Raw genomic sequence first — 18,256 nt, forward strand, 5'->3', positions numbered from 1 at the left:
ATTTCACCCGGCGTGGAAGCGGTGGAAGAGTCGTACCGCCGTGAAAACCGCCTCCGCCCCTGGGGCTGCATCCGCATACGGCCCCTTCGATTCGATGTCCGTGGGTGTCTGTGTCGTCCGTGACGGCCGCTTCGTCTATGTGAACGAAGCGCTGGTGACGATGTCGTGCTACCCGCGCGAATCGGTGCTGGGCAAGCCCGCCACGCTGCTGGTGTCCACCGCGAGCGCGGCGGAGCTGGACACCCGCCACGCCCGGCGCCGGCGCGGCGAGCCCGTGCCCACCACCTATGAAACCGCGCTGCGCACCGCCGAGGGGGAGCTGCGCGTCGAGCTGACCGTCATCCCCAGCGGCGTGGAGTGGGTGGTGCTGGTGCGCGACGTGTCGGCGCGAACGCGGCGCCGCGGCGTGCTTCAGCGCCTGGCCGAGCTGGGCGCGAGCCTCCCCTCGCTGCGCACCGAGGCCGAGGTGCTCAAGCGGATGTTCTCCGGCGTGGAGGAACTGGGCCTCGCCTGCGCCTGGCTCTCGCCCGAGCAGCTCGGCGTCCGGCTGGGACAGACCTTCGTGCCCGCGGACATGGTGCCACCGGAGGCCGCTTCGCTCGCGGGGCGTTGGGTCCGGGATGTGGTGGGCCAGTGGCCGCCCCTGTTGAAGCTCGCCTGGCGAGACGGCGCCGCCTTCTCCAACGAGCTGCCCCAGGAAGCGGAGCGCTTCCTTCGAGGCGCGCGGGGCGTCCTGGTGCGGCAGGGACTCCGGCGGGCGGGACAGACTCGCGCCATCGCGGTGCGCATCGACGTGGAAGGGCGGCCCCGGGCGATGCTGGCGATGGTGGCGGACTGGCTGCGCGAGGAAGAGCTTCCACCGGTGCGGCTGTTCGGCGCGCAGGTGTCCGCCGCGCTGGACGCGGCGCTCACCATCTCCCGGCTGTCGGCGCAGAACACGGCGCTGGCCGCCATCAACCGGCTGGCCTCCGTGACGGCGTCCGCGCCCCACCCGCAGGCGCTGTTCGCGCCAGGGACGGACGAAATCGCCGACCTGTTGGGCTGCGACGCGGTGACGGTGCTGCTGCCCACGGACGCCGGCGAGGTGGAGCTCGCGTATTCGCGGGGGTTGGCGGGTGAGGAGTCCGAGGACTTCACGCGCCGGTGGCGCACCGGAAGCCTGTGGCTCCAGGCCCAGCGCGAAGGCGTGCCGCTGGAGCGGGAGGTGGAGGACTCCTGTTCGGACGACTTGAGCGAGGCGCTGCGACAACAGGGCTTCCGCACCGTGGTGGTCGTCCCGCTGCGGGTGCGCTCACGCGGCGTCGGCATCCTGACGGCCCTCTTCCGCCAACGCCGGCCGCTGACGCCGCTGGAGCGGGAGACGTTGCAAGCCATGGGCAGCCACTTCGCGGCGGCCATCGAATCCCACCGGCTGCTGCATGAGCTTCGCGGCCGGGCGGAGGACCTGGCCTTGTTGCACGAGGTGGCCAAGGCCCTGGCGGCCACGCTGGAGCTGGACAAGCTGCTGCACATTGGCGCCACCAGCCTGGCGCGCATCGTGGACACGCAGGACGCGTACGTGTTCCTGACGGACGGCACGGGGGAGCGGCTCCAACTGCGAGCGATGATGGGCGAGCGCCCGGCGCTGTTGGGGCATTCGCTGCCGCTCATCCCGGCGGACGCGTCCCTCGCCTCCCTGGCGTTCCACACGCGCGAGGTGGTGATGGTGGAGGACGCCAGCTCCGACCTGCGCGTCAACGAGGAGGTCCGGCTCCTGCCGGAGGCACGCGCGTTCCTGGTGCTGCCCCTGGTGGTCCACGAGCGCCCCATGGGCGTGATGATGGCGGTGGAGACGCGGCGCGCGCGGCACTTCACCCCCGCGGAGGTGGAGCGGGCCAGCGCCATCGCCAATCAGCTCGCGCTGGCCCGTGAGGGCGCCCGGCTGGTGGAGGACCTGCAAGCCAGCTACGTGGAGTTGGCCCGGACCCAGGCGCAGCTCGTGCGCCGCGAGCGGCTGGCCGCGCTGGGCGAGCTGTCCGCGGTGGTGGCCCACGAGGTGCGCAATCCGCTGGGCGCCATCTTCAACTCGGTGGCCTCCCTGCGCCGCATCGTCGGGCCGGACAGCGCCGCGGTGCCGCTGCTGGACATCGTGGGCGAGGAGTCGGACCGGCTCAATCGCATCGTCGCGGACCTGCTCACCTTCGCGCGTCCGCCCGCGCCGCACCCCTACGCAGTGCCCCTGTCGCCCCTGGTGGAGGACGCGGTGCGCGGCGCGCTGGCGGAGGCACCGGGCCAGGTGAGCGTGGAGATGGACCTGGCGGACGATGTTCCCTCCGTGACGGTGGACGAGCGGATGATGCGGCAGGCCTTCCTCAACCTCGCCATCAACGCGGTGCAGGCCATGCCGCAGGGCGGGAGGCTGCGGGCGAGCGTCCGGCGTGCCCCGGGAACACCCGAGGTCGAGGTGCAGTTCGCGGACAGCGGACCGGGCATCGCTGCCGACGTGCGGGCCCGCATCTTCGAGCCCTTCTTCACCACCAAGGCCAAGGGCACGGGGCTGGGCCTCGCCGTGGTGAAGCGCATCATCGAGTCACACCAGGGCCGCGTGGCCATGGACTCCCAGCCGGGCCAGGGCACCACGTTCCGGCTGTATCTACCTCTGGACACACCCGCCTCCACGGCGCACGAAGGTTGGTAACGCGTTCAAAGCTCACGCGTCCGGGGCGCAATTGCCTTCGCGAGGAGCTGAAATGCACCGCCATGCCGTCATCCTGGGAGTCCTTCTTTGTCTGGGCAGCACCGCGGTCCGCGCCCAAGCCGCGTCGGACGAGCCCCGGGTCCAACTGAAGTTCGTGGGAGAGATGGGGTTCCTGGACGTGCTGGCGCACAGCATTCGCCAGGGCAGTGACGGCACGCTGTTCCGTTACGTGGATGACGGTGGGCAGGACAACCTCTACAACTTCATGCGCCTGTCCGCGGAGCTGACCCTCAAGGGGCGGCACACGGTGGTGTTCCTCTACCAGCCGCTGGCCATCGACACGCAGGTGGTGCTCAAGCGGGACGTGCGCATCGACGCGCTGGACTTCCCCGCGGGCACGCCGCTGAACGTGAACTACAGCTTCCCCTTCTACCGGGCCAGCTACCTGTTCGACCTGCTGGCCGGACCGGACCGCGAGCTGTCCGTCGGGGTGTCGCTGCAACTGCGCAACGCGAACTACGTCTTCACCTCGGCGGACGGGACGCTGCGGCGGACGGCGCGGGACGTGGGGCCGGTTCCGCTGCTCAAGGTGCGCGGCCGGTGGGGCCTGGGCGGCGGATGGTGGGTGGGCTTCGAGGCGGATGGCAGCTACGCGCCCACGGCCATCATCAACGGGGACCGTGACTCCAACACCACGGGCGCGCTGCTGGATGCGTCCCTGCGCGGCGGGGTTCGCATCACCGAGAACATCGATGCGTTCCTCAACCTGCGCTACCTGGGCGGCGGCGCGCGCGGCACGTCGGACGACAACGAGGATGAGTTCGGCGACGGGTTCACCAGCAACTGGATTGACACCGCCACCATCAGCCTGGGCTTCAGCTACCGGCTGCCTTCGGGGAGCTGACGCCGGACGACGCAGCGCGCGTCAGGAGAGCGCCCACGCCAGTGCGAGCCCCAAGGCACAGGCGCCCGTGAACAGCCCCGCGGCGAGCCAGGTCCGCCGGCCGCGGAGCCAGGTCGCGGTGGTCTGTTCGGGCTCCACCGCGGGGAGTTCGTCGTCGCCGGTGATGGCGCGCACCAACGCCAACCGGCGCGCCTCCACGGCCGCGGCGTCCACGGCCTGGGAGATGTCCACGCCGAAGCCCACCTGCGTCTCCCGGGTGGCTCGGCGCAGCGGCGCGGCCGCGGGGTTCGCGCGGGTGGGATTCACCTCCGTCACGGTGACATCCTCGGGCGTGGTGGCGCTGGCCCCCTGCCCCCGGGCGGCGTTGGCGCGCTCGAGCGCGACCATCAGCTTCTCCGCGTCGACGGCTTCGGTGGTCGCGGCATCCGCTGGACCGGCAACGGCGCCGAGCGAGCCAGCACGCGGCATCCTGGGCGGCTCGGTGGGGGCCTCCGCCATCCCGGCGTCCATGTGGGCCGCGACGGCCGCGGCGATGCGGTCGCGCCCGGACTGAATGACGGTGGTCTCCGCATCCGCGTCACTGAATGCGCTCGCCACCGCGCGCCTCGCCCCAATGGCGGTGGACTTCGCGTCCGTGTCTCCGTGCACACTTGAAGCGCGGTGTCGCGACGCGGCGGCGGTGGATTCGGGCACACCATCGCCATGGCCACTCGAAGCGCCGCGCCTGGGCCCAACTGCGGTGGATTCGAACTCCTCATCGCCGAGACCACTCGAAGCACCTCGCGGCGACCCGACCGCAGTGGTCTCCGCGTCCTCGTCACGGAGTGAACCTGAAGCGCGTTGCCGTGATGCAACTGCGGCCGCTCCGGACTCCCCATCGCCGGGACCACTGGAAGCCCCGCGCCTTGACGCAACCGCCGTGGACTCCGCGTCACTGGATGCACTTGAAGTTCGGTGCCGCGACTCACCAGCGGTGGCTCCGGACTCCCCACCGCCAAGGCCATTCGGAACGCCTCGCCTCGGTCCAACAGCGGTGGGCTCCGCGTCCTCATCACGGAGCACGTCCGTTGCCCCATGACTCCACGGTTCGGAAGGCGTGGCACGCGCGTCGCCGTCCGTGCGCGCGGAGGTAGGCCCGCCACGCTCCGGTTGGACGACGGTCGCCTCGTCATCCCCGTCCGCATGGGCCTCGGCAAGTGCCACACGGACAGCGGCCCCTTCGGCGGTGCCGGTGCGAGCCCTCGCGGGTGCGCCATGCGCCGTCCAGGTCACCGTGGCCGCCGCATCCTCGACGCGAGCAGCCCCGCCCTGCGGCGTGTGCCCACGCCCCGCGCCACCGCGAGCGTCCGGCGGTTCGCCGTGCGGCCCTTGAGCACTGCGCGGTCGTCCGCGGAGAGCGTCCGCGACCGTCGACTCTTCCTCCGTGCCATACAGCGCGGTGGCCTGCGCTCCACGGCTGGGAGCACCTCGCCCCTGCGCTTCACGTGGCGCCGACTCTCCGTGCGCATCCGGCCGCGTCGCGGTGGGCTCGGCCCCGGCAGGTGCCGCATCGGCAGCCGCACGCTCCGCCGGAACGAAGTCCTCGGGCGCCTCGATGCCGCCGTGCTCGAACGCGAGCGCGGTGGGAGGCACCAGCACCGTCGCCAGCTCCGGCTCGGTGAGCTGCCGCGAGCGCGCCTCGCGCAGCAGCTCCCGGAGCACGAGTTCCTCTGCCTTCTTCTCCCGGGGGAAGGCTCCCGAGATGAAGCGCGCCAGGTCCGCGTCGCCCACGTTGGGCGCCAGCTTCGCCTTCAGCCGCGCCAGCTCCGCGCCCATGGCCCCCGCATCTGGAAATCGGTTGTCGGGCTCGGAGGCGAGCGCGCGCATCAGGAGCGCATCCACGCTGGACGGCACACCTTCGCGGACGCGGCCCGCCGGCTCCCACTGGGGATACGCCGCGCGCCGCCACCGCTCCACCGGGTCTCCCCGCTGCGCCAAGGGCCGCCACGCGAACAGCTCCCACAGCAGCGCGCCCACCGCGTACACGTCCGCGCGCCGGTCCACGAGGCGCTTCCGCGCCTGCTCCGGCGCCATGTACGTCAGGTTGCCAATCACCACCCGGGGCGCGGTCTGCTGCTCCTTCAGCGTGGACTGCGCCGCGCCGAAGTCGATGATCTTCACCTCGCCCGCGTAGCTGATGCACACGTTCGCCGGAGACAGGTCTCGGTGAACCAGGTGCAGCGGGTGGCCGGACTCGTCCGTCGCGTCGTGCGCGTACGCCAGGCCCTCGCACAGCCGCTGCCCCAGGTGCAGCATGATGCCCAAGGGCAACGTCTTCCCGAGCTGCCGCAACCGGTACGTCAGCCGGCTGAGCGTCTTGCCCTGCACGTACTCCATCGACAGGTAGAGCTGCCCATCCACCTCGCCCATCGCGTACACGCGCGCGATGTTCGGATGGTGGAGCCGCACCACCACGCGGGCCTCGTCGCGGAAGCGGCCGGCGAACTGCGGACTCGCCATGAGCTGCGGGAGGACCTTCTTCACCACGCAGGCGCGGCGGGGTGACTCCTCTCGCGCGAGGAACACCTCTCCCATGCCCCCGGCGCCAATGCGGCGCACGAGGGTATAGGAACCGAAGCGAACGGGCCCCGAGAGGGGCTCGGGCTCAATCGGCCTTGCCAAGCGAACGGAAGGCCTTTCTCGCCGCCGCGAGCACATGGGCGACTTCCGGCTCGCCCATGGCCAGCGACACGAACGCCGCCTCGAACTGGCTGGGCGGCAGGTAGACACCTTCATTCAACATCGCGTGGAAGAACCGACCGAAGCGCGCCGTGTCCGCCTTCTTCGCGCTGGTGTAGTCGTAGACAGGCTCGCCCGTGAAGAACACGGTGAGCATGCTGCCCACGCGGTTGACGGTGACGGGGACGTCGGCGGCGCGCGCCTCGGCGAGCAGCCCGACCTCCAGCATGCGGCTCACTTCCTCCAGCCGCGCGTAGGTGCCAGGCGCGGCCAGGGCCTTGAGACACGCCATGCCCGCGGCCACCGCCACCGGGTTCCCCGACAGCGTGCCGGACTGGTACACCGGCCCCGCGGGCGCCACCTGCTCCATGATGTCGCGACGGCCACCGTACGCGCCCAGCGGCATGCCACCGCCCACCACCTTCGCCATCGTGGTGAGGTCCGGCTTGAGGCCGTACAGCTCCTGCGCGCCGCCGCGAGACAGCCGGAAGCCCGTCATCACCTCGTCCAGCACCAGCAGCACGCCGTGCTTCTGGCAGAGCGCCTGCAAACCTTCGAGGTAACCGGGCTTCGGCACCAGCACGCCCATGTTGCCCACCACCGGCTCGATGATGGCGCAGGCGATGTCCTGCCCCTTCTCCGCGAAGAGGCGCTCCACGGCGGCCAGGTCGTTGAAGGGCGCGGTGAGCGTGAGCTTCGCCAGCGCGGACGGCACGCCCGGCGAGTCCGGCAGGCCCAGCGTCTCCACGCCGCTGCCCGCCTTCACCAGGAACGGGTCACCGGCACCGTGGAAGCAGCCTTCGAACTTGAGGATGTGCTCGCGGCCCGTGAAGCCGCGCGCGACGCGGATGGCCGCCACCGTGGCCTCGGTGCCGCTGGAGACCAGCCGCACCATCTCCACCGCGGGCATGGTGGCACAGATGAGCTCCGCGAACTCGACCTCGCCGGCATGCGGCGCGCCGTAGGACGAACCCCGGCGCGCGGCGTCGATGATGGCGTCCACGATGGGCGGATAGGCGTGGCCCAGGATGAGCGGCCCCCAGCTCCCCACGAGGTCGACGTAGCGGTTGCCGTCCACATCCGTGAGCCAGGCGCCTGCGCCTTCACGGAAGAAGACCGGGTCGCCGCCAACGCCTCGGAAGGCACGCACCGGAGAGTTCACTCCGCCGGGAATGCGTGCCTGCGCGCGAGCGAAGAGGGCCTGACTGTGAGCGTGGTTCATGGCGCGTTCCATAACACGTGACACGCGACTGCCTGCGTCCTCGCTCGCCCGCCCCCACGCCCCTCGCTGCTCCGCGCCGTCGCCGACACATTATGGACAGTCTCCGGCGGGCTGGAAGAAACCGCCTTTTCTTCGAATCTGACTAAACTGGATTGTTTCAGCGTCGCATCGTCCGAGGCCCGACACGCGGCCTCCGAGGCCCCGCCCCCGTCGAGCCATTTTGACCTGCACCCTTCTCCAGGACTCGTTAGGTACGCCGGCCATGGCACAGACGAAACTCGAAGCACGCAAGCCCCTGGGGTCGACGGGGATTCAGGTCTCCCCGCTGAACCTGGGTGGAAACGTCTTTGGATGGACGGCCGATGAGCCCACCTCGTTCGCGGTGCTCGATGCCTTCCTCGAAGGCGGCGGCAACTTCATCGACACGGCGGACGTGTATTCGAGCTGGGTCCCCGGCAATCGCGGCGGTGAGTCAGAGACGCTCATCGGCAAGTGGATGAAGGCGCGTGGCGCCAGGGACCGCGTCGTCATCGCCACCAAGGTCGGCTCGCAGACGGAGCTGGGCAAGGGCCTGGGCCGCGAGCACATCCAGCGCAGCGTGGAGGCGTCACTGCGCCGCCTGCAGGTGGACACCATCGACCTCTACTACGCCCACTACGAGGACCTGGGCACGCCGGTGGACGAGACGATGGCGGCCTTCGACGCGCTGGTGCGCACGGGCAAGGTCCGCGCGCTGGGCGCGAGCAACCACTCCCCCAAGCAGCTCACCGACTCGCTGGAGGCCTCCAAGCGGAACAACCTCGCCCGGTACACGGTGCTGCAACCGCACTACAACCTCGTCGAGCGCAAGACCTACGAGTCGACCCTCCGGGACATCTGCGAGCGCGAGGGGCTGGTGGTGGCGCCCTACTTCGCGCTGGCCTCGGGCTTCCTGACGGGCAAGTACCGCAAGGACCAGCCGCCTCCGAAGTCGGCGCGGGCCGAGGGCGTCCTGAAGAAGTACGGCAACGCCCGCGGCTGGGCCGTGATTGACGCCCTGGAGGAGGTGACGCGCCGCCACCCTGGCGCCAACTTCGCCCAGGTCGCGCTCGCGTGGCTCGCCGCGCAGCCCACCATCGTGGCGCCCATCGCGAGCGCGACGTCCGTTCAGCAGACCCAGGAACTGCTGGGGGCGTTCACGTTGCAACTGACGGCGGAGGACCTCCGCACGCTCGACATTGCGTCCTCACGCGAGGCCTGAGAAGGCTCGAAGCCATGAGCGCGTTCACGAACTTCAAGACGGCGGACCTCTGTGATGCCCACGCGGGCACAGCGCAGTTCCAAATCGCCGAGCCCGGGTTCCATGACTACGGCGGCGTCCGGACCTTCGCGGGCCCCATCAGCACGGTGCGCGCACCCGAGGACAACTCCCTCGTGCGCAAGGCCCTGGAGGAGCCCGGCAAGGGCCGCGTGCTGGTGGTGGACGGAGGAGGCAGCCGCCGCTGCGCGCTCGTGGGAGACCAGCTCGCGCTGCTCGCCCAGCAGAATGGCTGGGCGGGCGTGGTGGTGAATGGCTGCATCCGCGACGCCGAGGACGTGGGCCGCATGCCCATTGGCGTCAAGGCGCTGGGCACGCATCCGCTCAAGAGCCTCAAGCGCAACGAAGGCCAGCGGGATGTGGAGGTCCGCTTCGCCGGCGTCGTCTTCCGCCCCGGCCACTACGTCTACGCGGACCTGGACGGCATCATCGTCTCCGAATCACCGCTGAGCTGAGTGAGGCGCACGGCGCGGGAGGAAGCGCGGACCCCTATCCGCGCCTCCACCACTTGCGCCGCGCGGCCCGCACGTCGGACCAATCCACCAGACAGTCCTGCACGTTCTCCTGGCCGCGCTGCGCGTCGGGCATGTCGCCTGCCTCGACGCGCGATATCAGCTCCGGCAGCCGCTCGTAGAACGTGGGCGAACGGTACTGGGGATGCAGCGTCCACAGCCCCGGCGAAGCCCCCAGGAAGTCCAGCCGCCACAGGCCTCGGCGCTTGAGCCGGCGGGTCACCAGGTTCTCGGGCTCGCGGTAAGGCGGATTGCCCGCGCGCAAGGCACGCAGCACGTGGATGGGCGGCGCCAGCTTCGCGCTCAGCACCCCGACCCTGCGCATCAACGCGTCACGGTCCACGAAGAAGGCCCGCGTGCTGAAGCGCTGGAAGCGGAAGGCCTGGGGAACCTGCGCGTCCGGTTCGTACCAGCGACGGTCTCCCGCGATGCTCCCGTCCGCGCGCGGAGGGCCCGACAGGGGACTGCAACTCACCAGCTCCTCACGTGACGCGAGCTGCGCCTCCGCCTCCGCCATCCAGGTCCGCGACGCGCCACCGATGAGCATGTCCGCGTCCAGGTGCAGCACGTGCCGGTGCTTCGCCGCCCAGAGCCCGAAGAAGTAGGAGTGGAAGGGCCCGCCGCGCGAGTCCTTCATCGGCAGCCGGGTGCCTCCGAAGAACTGTTCAGCGAGCGCCTTCGTGGTGGCCGGCGAGTAGTCCACCTCCGCCACCCGGATGCGCGGGTCCGCCGAGGACAGCTCCGCGAGGAGCGCGTCCATCTTCGGCTTGCGCTCCAGCCACGCGCCCGCGAAGCGGCTCCCCTGACTCCGGTGCAGGTCCAGCACGAGCAGCACCTCCTCCACGGAGGGGCCGAGCTGACGGAGCTGGTGAGGAAGGATGAGGCGCGCGTGCGGGTAGTCCGTGGGCGCGAGATTGATTTGCAGGGTGACTGGGCTCACGGCGAATCAGGCGGCGAGATGGGGCCCCCCACTTGCCACACGCGGGGGACGCCACACAACCGGCGGCGTCACGGGAGTCCGTGCCGACACGCCTCCGCGCCTCACGGCGAGCGCTGCCATCCAGGGAAACGCGGATGCGTCCCACCGGAACGCAGCGGTTCACACGCGAGACAGGGGGCTCCCGGATTCCGGTGACTTGAGTGGCGAACGCAACTGGCACCGCATCTGCACTGACACGCCGTGCCCCCACCGCAGCCCATCGCGCTCGTACCTCACGGCACCCCTCATGACCGCATCCCTGTCCCCACCGGACTCCCTGACCCAGGGAGTCACGTCCACCAACGCCGCCGTCCCGCAGATTGACGGAGCCGTCGCATCCATCCTCGCGCTCGCCGTGCCGGATGGAAGCGAACTCGCCAACCTCCCCGCCGACGTCAATCAGGCGCGCTCCGACGCCGCGCTCTGGACGTCGACCTATCGCCCGCTCGTGCTGTCCTCCCTGCAGGGTGTCGTCGACTTCTCCAGCACGTTCGACGCGGCCTACGAGCAGCTCTCGCCGCTGTCCGTGCGCATCGCCGCGGGTGACTCGACCGCGATTGCGCCCTTCCAGGCCCAGCTCCAACAACTCCAGGACGCCACACGCGCCACCGCCCAGGCGACGGCCGCCGTCGCGAGCCAGCTCGTGGATTACGAGACGAAGCTCGACGCGGACATCGCCATCCTCAATGGCGACCAGGCCCAGCTCCAATCCATGCAGAGCCAGTATCAGCAGGAGGCGCAGGTCACCTCCGAGGAAGCCGCACAGGTGGACGAGGAGCTGCGGGAGTACGAAGGGAAGCGGGCCCTCGCCGTGCTTCAAGGCCAGATTGTCTACGCCGAGTTCCTCCACCTCATCGACATGTTGACGGGCGAGTCCGACGAACTGCACAGCGAGGAGGACTCGCTCAATTCGGAGGCCTACGAAGCATCGGCCGAGGCACGCAGCGCGGGAGAGGCCAGCTCCGAGGTGGCCCAATACCAGACCTTCCTCAGCGGACTCTTCGCGGGCGTCAGCGCGCTCGACGCGGGCTGGAACACGCTCGACGCGAACTTCACCGAGCTGCTCTCGAGTGAAGACATCACCACCTACGGCATCTTCACCCCTTCGCTGCTCCAAGCGGTGAAGGCGGATTGGGACAACCTGGCCACGCAGGCGCGCGGCCTGCTGTGACCTTCACTTCACCCCGGAGACGAAAATGAGCACCAACACAGCGACGACCAGTGACGATTCGGGCGACTCGACTCCGCCGGACATCGGCGGCACGGACGTGGGGAACAGCGCGACGGCGACGCAGACCGCGGCGTCCATCATGCAGATGTACGTGAACGTCGTGCTCCAGACGCCCACCATCAACCTGCCCTCGCAGGTCGACTCCCTGACGAGCTCCAACGTCGTGGAGCAACTGCCGGTGGACCAGGCGAACGCGCAAAGCCACGCCCGGTACTACCTGCAGACGCTCAACCCGCAGATGGTGTCGCTGCTCGCCAGCATCATCGGCTACGGGAATCAGTGGACCGCGATGTACCGGCAACTGGTGTACCTCGCGACGCACATCGACGAGGGAAACAACCAGCAGCAGTTCATCGACGGCCTCAACCTCCTCATCCAGAAGTGCAACGAAGGCGTCGACCAGGCCAATGCCACGGCGTCCGCCCTCACGACGTTCTCCACGGACATGCTGGACGCGGACGTGGCGGCCTTCAACCTGGATTACGGCTACGTCAACCAGGCCTATGGCCTCGGAAGCACGGAGGAGACGGAGCTCCAGAGCCGCATCACGGCGGACCAGAAGGCCATGGACACCGCGTGCTGGGTGATGGCCGGCGCGGGAATCGGCGTGGTCGTGGGCGGCGTCGCCGTGGTGGTGGGCATCGCGGGCTTCGTCGAGTCAGCGGGCACCTCCGCGGCACTGGTGGTGGGTGGTTTCGCCCTCGCGGGAGCCGCCGCCACCGGAGGGGCCGTGGCCTTCTCCGACTGGCAGTCCGCGAACAAGGACCTCATGGAGGCGACGGCCGAGCTGAATCAGGACGAGGCCTTCATGACCGCGATGACCACGGCGATGAACAACATCAACAGCCTCTCGAGTGCCTGCGCCCAGGCCTCCGCCGCGGTGCAGGGGCTGTCCTCGAGCTGGACCTCGCTGGCATCGGACCTGAATGAGACCGTCAAGGCACTCCAGGACACCGAGGACGCCTCGTCGTGGCTGGTGTCGATGCTCAACGCCGCCAACGCGGACTGGCAGACGACGCTCGCCCTGGCCGAGACGCTCCAGGCCAACGGGACCCTGCCGGTCACGACGGAGACGGACAATGGCTGATGCCTTCTCGCCTCAGCAGGTGGCTGCCGCGCTCTCCAACCTCGCGGCCTCCGCGGCGCCATTGCAGATGTACGCCCAGACGCTCCTCCAGCAGCCCGTGGTGAGCATGGACGAGGTTCCCAGCCTCGCCACGGACCTGCAGGAAGCGCATGCGGTGTCCCGGTTTTGCGTCGACTCCGTGCTCCCGCAGGCCTTTCGCGTGGATGCCGCCGCCATCGGGTTCAGCAACCAGCTCCTGGCCATGTATCCCGAGTTCCTCGTACTCGCCCGACAGATTGACGGTGGAGGCCCCGCCAGTCAGGACGCGACGGCCCGCTTCATCGAGGGCCTGGAGCTGCTGTGCAAGAACCTCACGCAGCAGGGGCCCGCCATCGCGGACCTCGCCGCCCAGGCCTCGGCACTGTCGACGCGAGCAGCACAGGTCTCCACGAAGCTGACCGCGGATGCCCAGGCCGCCGCGGGGAGCCAGGAGATCGCGGACCTCCAGCAGCAGATCAACGACACGCTCGCGGCCATCGACGCGGACTGCCAGGTGATTTCCAATGGCATGTCCGGCACGAACAAGGCCCTGGTCAAGCTGGCCATCCAGGAGTTCAACCTCGAGGATGACGCGAAGGCGGGCGTGAAGGCCTTCGTCGGCTTCATCCTGGATGTGGCGAACGAGAACTCGGCGGTCATCGAGGCGCAGAACGACATCCAGCGTCAGCTCAAGACGCTGGCGAGCCTCTACGCGCAGATCAGCCCGCTGCTCGTCGAGGCGGCGGTCGCGCAGAACGCCGCGTCCGAGGCCGCGCTCTTCTCCACCAACGCGACGCGGACGCAGCAGGCGGCCCTGGCGCTGGGGCAGGCGTGGCTGGCACTCCAGCAGGGTTTCGAGTCGCTCGCGGCGGCGCTGCAGTCGGGAACCGCGACGGAGCCGCTGGCGCCCCAACTGTCGGACTGCCAGGCGGCTTGGGAAGCGCTCCTGGATGGCTGCAAGAGCTGGCAGACCATCGGGCTCTTCCCGGTGACGGTGTTGCCGCCGCAAGACGCCGCGGCGGCGTGAAGACATCCCACACGGGGATGTCGGGATTGATGAACGTCGCCTCGGAAAAGCACTCCGACAGGTGAGCGCTCCAGGTTCACATGAAAAAGAAGAGGCCGGGTCTCCGTGAGGAGCCCCGGCCTCCGACCCGCCATGCCCCGTCCTTCGACGGGGCTCTTGGCTCAGAGCGCCTCGACGCCCCCGACCAGACCCTCCAGGAGGCGGGCTTCGTCGGGCGCTTCAGGTTCGTCATCTTCACCGAGTGACGCACCGGCGGCCGCTGTCCCCGACGCTCCCAGGTCGCCCTGCGTGGTGACTGCTGGCGCTCACGCCCGATGTCCCGATGAAGAACTGTGACGACGATGGCTACGTCGACAAGGGCGCACGCGACTCGCCAGTCTTTCCGCCGCCGCGACCCGCGACCTCGAACCCGGCGCGCCGTGACGGAAACCCATAATCTCGCATTGCGAGAAAGACAGAACCATCTCGAATGAGCAGATTTCCATGGCCTATTGGTGGAGGACCGGGGGAATGCTCCGCGGGTCGTCGCGATGTCTCGCTTGGCGTTCCCAGCGGGCAGCGCATTCCCCGCAGTCAGAGGTACGAGTCCTCATGTTCAAGCAGATGGCAGTCCTCACCGTAACGTGTAGCGCATTGCTGGTCGGCTGCGGTTCCGACGCGCAGACCGAGCAAGAGGAGATCGTCTCCAATCTCATCGAGGCTGGGTTTCCGGCCAATGACATCCAGATCGCTGACGATGCCGTGCTCGTCGGAGGCGATGGCTTGGTGTCGCTCGCGGCCTCCCGTGAGATGATCCTGGTTCCCGAGGGGGGCCTCGAGCAGTACCGCTCGTTCAACATCGTCGGTCCGAGCGTGACGAAGATCTGCGTCAACCCCACCGTCTGGTTCGACGGCTACCCCCTGATGAGCCAGGGGCTCGACCTGGCCATCGCCAACTACAATGCGCTGGGGCTCCGAATCACCTTCGCGCGAGGGCCGACGACCGGCTGCACCGCGAACATCATCGCGAAGACCAACACCCTCCCAGGTGGCCAAAGCATCGCGGCGTTCCCTTCCAATGGCCTTCCGGGTTGGATCGTCGACATCAACATCGGGGTGAACGCCTACCCTCTCAATGTCAGCGAGCAGATCATTACCCACGAACTGGGCCACGCCCTCGGCCTGCGCCACTCGGATTACTACAACACCAGCATCAGTTGCGGCCGCCCCTACCCCGACCCCGAGCCGGACCCGGAGAACGTGGGCGCCGTTCACATCCCAGGGACGCCGACCGCCGCCACCCCGGGCGGGTCGGTCATGAACTCCTGCCCCAGCCTCGAGGATTCTGGCAATTTCACCAGCGGCGACACCGCCGCGCTGACGTACCTCTACGGCTGGTAGCCGAAAGCTTCACCGGCCACCCGTAACCACCCCACGGGATTGCCAGGACACGGGACGGTCGGAGACACCGCACTGACCGTTCCCGTGCCCGCCTTGGCCCCGCCCTCTGTCTGGACGACCCGCGCGTCAGGGTGAAGAGGCTTTCGCCGCATCCATCCGTCGCTCAGCCGTTGAAAGCATCCTGGCCATCACCAACGACCATGGGCGTGGCCTCCGCATCACCTTCGCGCGCGGCCCTGTCAGCGGCTGTGCCGCGAACATCACCGCGCGGACCACGACCGGCACCGGTGGCGACAAGGGAGATGCAAGCGAGGGCGCCATCCCATCCGGGGGCGCCGACCACGGGGCGGGAGTAACCGGGTCCGTGGACAATCATGAAATGGTCCTGGCAGGAATCGAACCTGCGACCTCTCGGTCCGCAACCGAGTGCTCTATCCCCTGAGCTACAAGACCGGAACTGCGACTGCGAGCGCGCCCCTTTCACGGGGCGCGGTTTCAGAAGGAAGCGATGCCGTCGAACAGGTCGTCCGGCTCGGGCGGGATGGGGAGCGGGTTCATGGTCATCACCTCGGGGAAGAGCGCTCCGACAGGGAATCGAACCCTGTTCACTCGGTAGACGGCCGAGCTGCGATTCCAATCGCATCCCGGAGCAGTGGGGTTGACCCGGAAAAGGAAGAGGCCGGGTCTCCTCGGAGAGCCCGGCCTCTGGCCTGCCATTCCCCGTCCTTCGACGGGGTGTGGTGGGTCAGAGGTCAGTCTCCACGCTCGAAATCAAGAGCGGTGGCACGGCCAGCGCGCGCGAGCACATCGATGCCGATGACAGTATCGTTCAGGGTGTCGGGATTCATCGGGCTCGTCAGGTTCGCCGTCTTCATGGCCACCGCTCCTTTCAATGGGAAATGGACGCGTTGGCCGCTTGGAGCCTGACAGGCCGCGTACGCATCAACGGCGGGGACACCATGGCGGAGGACGAACAGCAGCAGGGTTACACCCAGTGGGCGCCGCCCGCCGCCATGGCGGACGCGGTGGACGCGTTCTGGCAGTTCTGGGTGCCCCGCCACCCTCAACAGGGCGCGCCCCTGCGCCGGCAACACCGGGTCCTGCCTGATGGCTGCACCGACCTCATCTTCGACTTCCACCACGCCCCCGGTCCGGCATGGCTGGCCAGCTCACGGCTGGGCATCGTCGGGCCCATGAAGCGCTTCGTCCTCGTCGACCTCGAGCCCGGGGCGGTGAGCCTGGGCGTCAGGCTCCGTCCGGGCTGGGCGCAGGCCCTGCTCGGTGTCAGCCCGCGTGAGCTCTGCGGCCTCAACGTCACCGTGCAGGACTGCGCGCCCGCCCTCGCGCAGCTCCAGCGGCGGATGGAGGACTGCGCCACCCCCGCCCACGCCATGACCCTGCTCCAGGACACCATCACCCAGCGCTGGACTTCGTTCCGGGACGTCGCGAAGCCCCGCGCCGTCCACGCGCTGGCGCACCTCCAGTCCTGCGAAGGACAGGTGCGAATGACGGCGCTGGCCCACTCGCTGGGCGTGAGCGAGCGCACCCTGCACCGGGACATCCTGGACGAGGCCGGCATCGCGCCGAAGCTGCTCGCCCGCGTCCTGCGCTTCCAACGGGCGGTGTCCCTGCTGCGCGCCAACGGGGGCGCGGCCCTGTGCGACGTCGCGCTCGAATGCGGCTACGCCGACCAGGCCCATCTGTCACGAGACGTACGAGAACTCGCCGGCGTGTCCCCGAGCACACTCGTGGGATGAGCGCTGTCCGATTTCTTCAAGACAACCGCGCGCCCTCCGTGTGACGAAGCGCCCGTACAGGTCATCCACTGACCGACAGGAGCGCCTCATGAAACTCGGCTACATCATCTTCTACGTGCAGGACGTCACCGCGACCGTCGCCTTCTACGAGAAGGCCTTTGGCCTGAAGCGCCGCTTCGTGCACGAGACGGGCACCTACGCGGAGATGGAGACGGGCACCACCGCGCTCGCCTTCGTCGAGGAAGGTGCCGCGAAGGACCACGGCTTCACCGTGCGCCATCTCCGACCGAAGGAAGAAGCCTCCGCCGTGGAGGTCGCGCTCGTCACGGAGGACGTGACCGGCGCCTATGCGCATGCGGTGGAAGCCGGCGCCGAGGCCACGCAAGCGCCCAAGCAGAAGCCCTGGGGTCAGACGGTGGCCTACGTGCGAGACCTCAACGGCGTCCTCGTGGAGCTCTGTACACCGATGGGCGGATAAGCGGAGTCGGGACGACTGGATTCGAACCAGCGGCCTCGCGCACCCCAAGCGCGCGCTCTTGTCCAAGCTGAGCTACGTCCCGATGACAACCATGCCGCAGGCGAGATTCGAACCCGCAACCGGGAGGAGCGAAACCCCAGCAGGATCGCGCCCTTACCTCTCAACCTCCCGGATTGCTTCGGATTCGCCATCCCGCCGCGCTCCCTGTCGTCCCGCCCTGTTCCAGCGCGTTCCGCAGGTTCATGCGACACACGTGCAACATGGCGGGGCCTGACAGAGACGGGATTCAGCCCTCGTAGAGAGGGGCCGAGTTGCGATGGCTCGGCCCCTCTTGTTCCTACGGATGGGGGCAACGAGTGTGGCCGTAGCGCGCGCGCCTGACGGGTATTCAGCGCCCCCCTCACCAGCTTGCGAGGCCACCACTGTTGGTCACGCTTCTTCGTTGGGGAGGAGCGTCAGAAGCAACTCGTCATCGGGACCGAGCGGACGCCAGCCGGTGGGCGGGGGATTGGAGAGAAGCGCATTCCCTGCCCGGTCAACCCGCTCCCTGTGGGTTACTGGGGTGTAGGCGAACCACGACCCAAGCCCCATCGCAACCTCTCCATGGGCTGCATCGTCCCGCACGTCCGGCCAGCCGCTCGGGAATCTCTCGGACAACTCGCGCACGAGCACATCACGAACCAAGCGCGTGACCCGCTTGTGCTGTTCCGCCTCGTACAGCAAGCCGCTCAACACCTGCACCGCAGCAACGTCGTTGCCCAACTCGTCGGCCAGGACGTACAGCGGAACGGCAGGGCGCGCTTCAGCAAAGGCGGACAGTGAGTCGTACCCTCGCTCGCGGACCCGTTCGTACAAGCGCGCCTTGATGTTGCCCTGCCAAGCGGTTCCGCTGCTCATCGCCTTCTCCTCGGCATGACGTCCAGATTGACTCGTGGCGGCGCTACAGCGTGGCGCCCCACCTCGCTAACC

Annotated in this window: 15 protein-coding genes and 2 tRNA genes; 10 read left to right on the forward strand and 7 right to left on the reverse strand. The window is 69.0% G+C overall.

Translation table 11 applies throughout. The annotated features are described in order from the left end of the window. Window positions 1–40: 40 nt before the first annotated feature. Window positions 41–2,677 (forward strand): ATP-binding protein, encoded by a 2,637-nt coding sequence (locus tag A176_RS31965; protein ID WP_044890324.1) that lies wholly within the window; start codon window positions 41–43, stop codon window positions 2,675–2,677. Between the two features lie 52 nt (window positions 2,678–2,729). Continuing rightward, a complete protein-coding gene (locus A176_RS31970; RefSeq protein ID WP_002636244.1) occupies window positions 2,730–3,581 on the forward strand; it encodes a hypothetical protein in 852 nt (283 codons plus the stop codon). Window positions 3,582–3,602: 21 nt separating this feature from the next. On the opposite strand, the gene A176_RS40340 is transcribed toward A176_RS31970, so the two are convergent. Both A176_RS40340 and hemL read right to left on the reverse strand, forming a co-directional pair. Beyond that, window positions 3,603–6,242, reverse strand: a complete 2,640-nt coding sequence (locus A176_RS40340) for a serine/threonine-protein kinase (protein WP_226994047.1) — start codon at window positions 6,240–6,242, stop codon at window positions 3,603–3,605. Next, window positions 6,226–7,521: a glutamate-1-semialdehyde 2,1-aminomutase gene (gene hemL, locus A176_RS31980; protein ID WP_002636246.1), complete on the reverse strand. Its 1,296-nt coding sequence runs from the start codon at window positions 7,519–7,521 to the stop codon at window positions 6,226–6,228. The genes A176_RS40340 and hemL overlap by 17 nt, the downstream gene beginning before the upstream one ends. A 262-nt stretch (window positions 7,522–7,783) precedes the next feature. Here hemL and A176_RS31985 point away from each other — a divergent pair, with 262 nt between their 5' ends. Both A176_RS31985 and rraA read left to right on the forward strand, forming a co-directional pair. Then, complete coding sequence (locus A176_RS31985) at window positions 7,784–8,761, forward strand: aldo/keto reductase (RefSeq protein ID WP_002636247.1); 978 nt, start codon at window positions 7,784–7,786, stop codon at window positions 8,759–8,761. A 14-nt stretch (window positions 8,762–8,775) separates the two neighbouring features. Next, window positions 8,776–9,273, forward strand: coding sequence for a ribonuclease E activity regulator RraA (rraA, locus tag A176_RS31990; RefSeq protein ID WP_002636248.1), 498 nt, complete (start codon window positions 8,776–8,778; stop codon window positions 9,271–9,273). Between the two features lie 34 nt (window positions 9,274–9,307). On the opposite strand, the gene A176_RS31995 is transcribed toward rraA, so the two are convergent. Continuing rightward, window positions 9,308–10,270, reverse strand: a complete 963-nt coding sequence (locus tag A176_RS31995) for a hypothetical protein (protein WP_002636249.1) — start codon at window positions 10,268–10,270, stop codon at window positions 9,308–9,310. Window positions 10,271–10,556: 286 nt separating this feature from the next. Here A176_RS31995 and A176_RS32000 point away from each other — a divergent pair, with 286 nt between their 5' ends. The 4 genes from A176_RS32000 to A176_RS32015 all read left to right on the forward strand — a co-directional run bounded on the left by A176_RS32000 (window position 10,557) and on the right by A176_RS32015 (window position 15,052). Further along, entirely contained in the window at window positions 10,557–11,480 is a 924-nt protein-coding gene (locus tag A176_RS32000) for an HBL/NHE enterotoxin family protein (protein ID WP_002636250.1), read from the forward strand. Between the two features lie 25 nt (window positions 11,481–11,505). Continuing rightward, window positions 11,506–12,627: an HBL/NHE enterotoxin family protein gene (locus tag A176_RS40930; protein ID WP_002636251.1), complete on the forward strand. Its 1,122-nt coding sequence runs from the start codon at window positions 11,506–11,508 to the stop codon at window positions 12,625–12,627. Beyond that, on the forward strand, window positions 12,620–13,672 hold the full coding sequence (locus tag A176_RS32010) for an HBL/NHE enterotoxin family protein (protein ID WP_002636252.1): 1,053 nt from the start codon (window positions 12,620–12,622) through the stop codon (window positions 13,670–13,672). Before A176_RS40930 ends, A176_RS32010 begins: the two co-directional genes overlap by 8 nt. Before the next feature lie 591 nt (window positions 13,673–14,263). Next, the gene (locus A176_RS32015; RefSeq protein WP_002636254.1) at window positions 14,264–15,052 is read left to right on the forward strand and encodes a M57 family metalloprotease; all 789 of its coding nucleotides are present in this window, start codon (window positions 14,264–14,266) and stop codon (window positions 15,050–15,052) included. 380 nt (window positions 15,053–15,432) lie between these two features. Here the strand turns inward: A176_RS32015 and A176_RS32020 are convergent. Continuing rightward, window positions 15,433–15,505: transfer RNA gene (locus A176_RS32020), tRNA-Arg, on the reverse strand. A 299-nt stretch (window positions 15,506–15,804) separates the two neighbouring features. Continuing rightward, the gene (locus A176_RS40830; RefSeq protein ID WP_002636256.1) at window positions 15,805–15,927 is read right to left on the reverse strand and encodes a hypothetical protein; all 123 of its coding nucleotides are present in this window, start codon (window positions 15,925–15,927) and stop codon (window positions 15,805–15,807) included. Between the two features lie 24 nt (window positions 15,928–15,951). Here A176_RS40830 and A176_RS32025 point away from each other — a divergent pair, with 24 nt between their 5' ends. Beyond that, window positions 15,952–16,809, forward strand: a complete 858-nt coding sequence (locus A176_RS32025) for an AraC family transcriptional regulator (RefSeq protein ID WP_002636257.1) — start codon at window positions 15,952–15,954, stop codon at window positions 16,807–16,809. Between the two features lie 88 nt (window positions 16,810–16,897). Then, window positions 16,898–17,287, forward strand: a complete 390-nt coding sequence (locus A176_RS32030) for a VOC family protein (RefSeq protein WP_002636258.1) — start codon at window positions 16,898–16,900, stop codon at window positions 17,285–17,287. A gap of 6 nt (window positions 17,288–17,293) precedes the next feature. Here the strand turns inward: A176_RS32030 and A176_RS32035 are convergent. Together A176_RS32035 and A176_RS32040 are read right to left on the reverse strand one after the other, a co-directional pair. Next, window positions 17,294–17,369 (reverse strand) — tRNA-Pro (locus A176_RS32035). Window positions 17,370–17,716: 347 nt separating this feature from the next. After that, entirely contained in the window at window positions 17,717–18,184 is a 468-nt protein-coding gene (locus A176_RS32040) for a hypothetical protein (protein ID WP_044890323.1), read from the reverse strand. Between the last annotated feature and the right edge of the window lie 72 nt (window positions 18,185–18,256).

The sequence above is a fragment of the Myxococcus hansupus genome (assembly GCF_000280925.3).
In the GTDB taxonomy this organism is placed as follows: Bacteria; Myxococcota; Myxococcia; order Myxococcales; family Myxococcaceae; genus Myxococcus; species Myxococcus hansupus.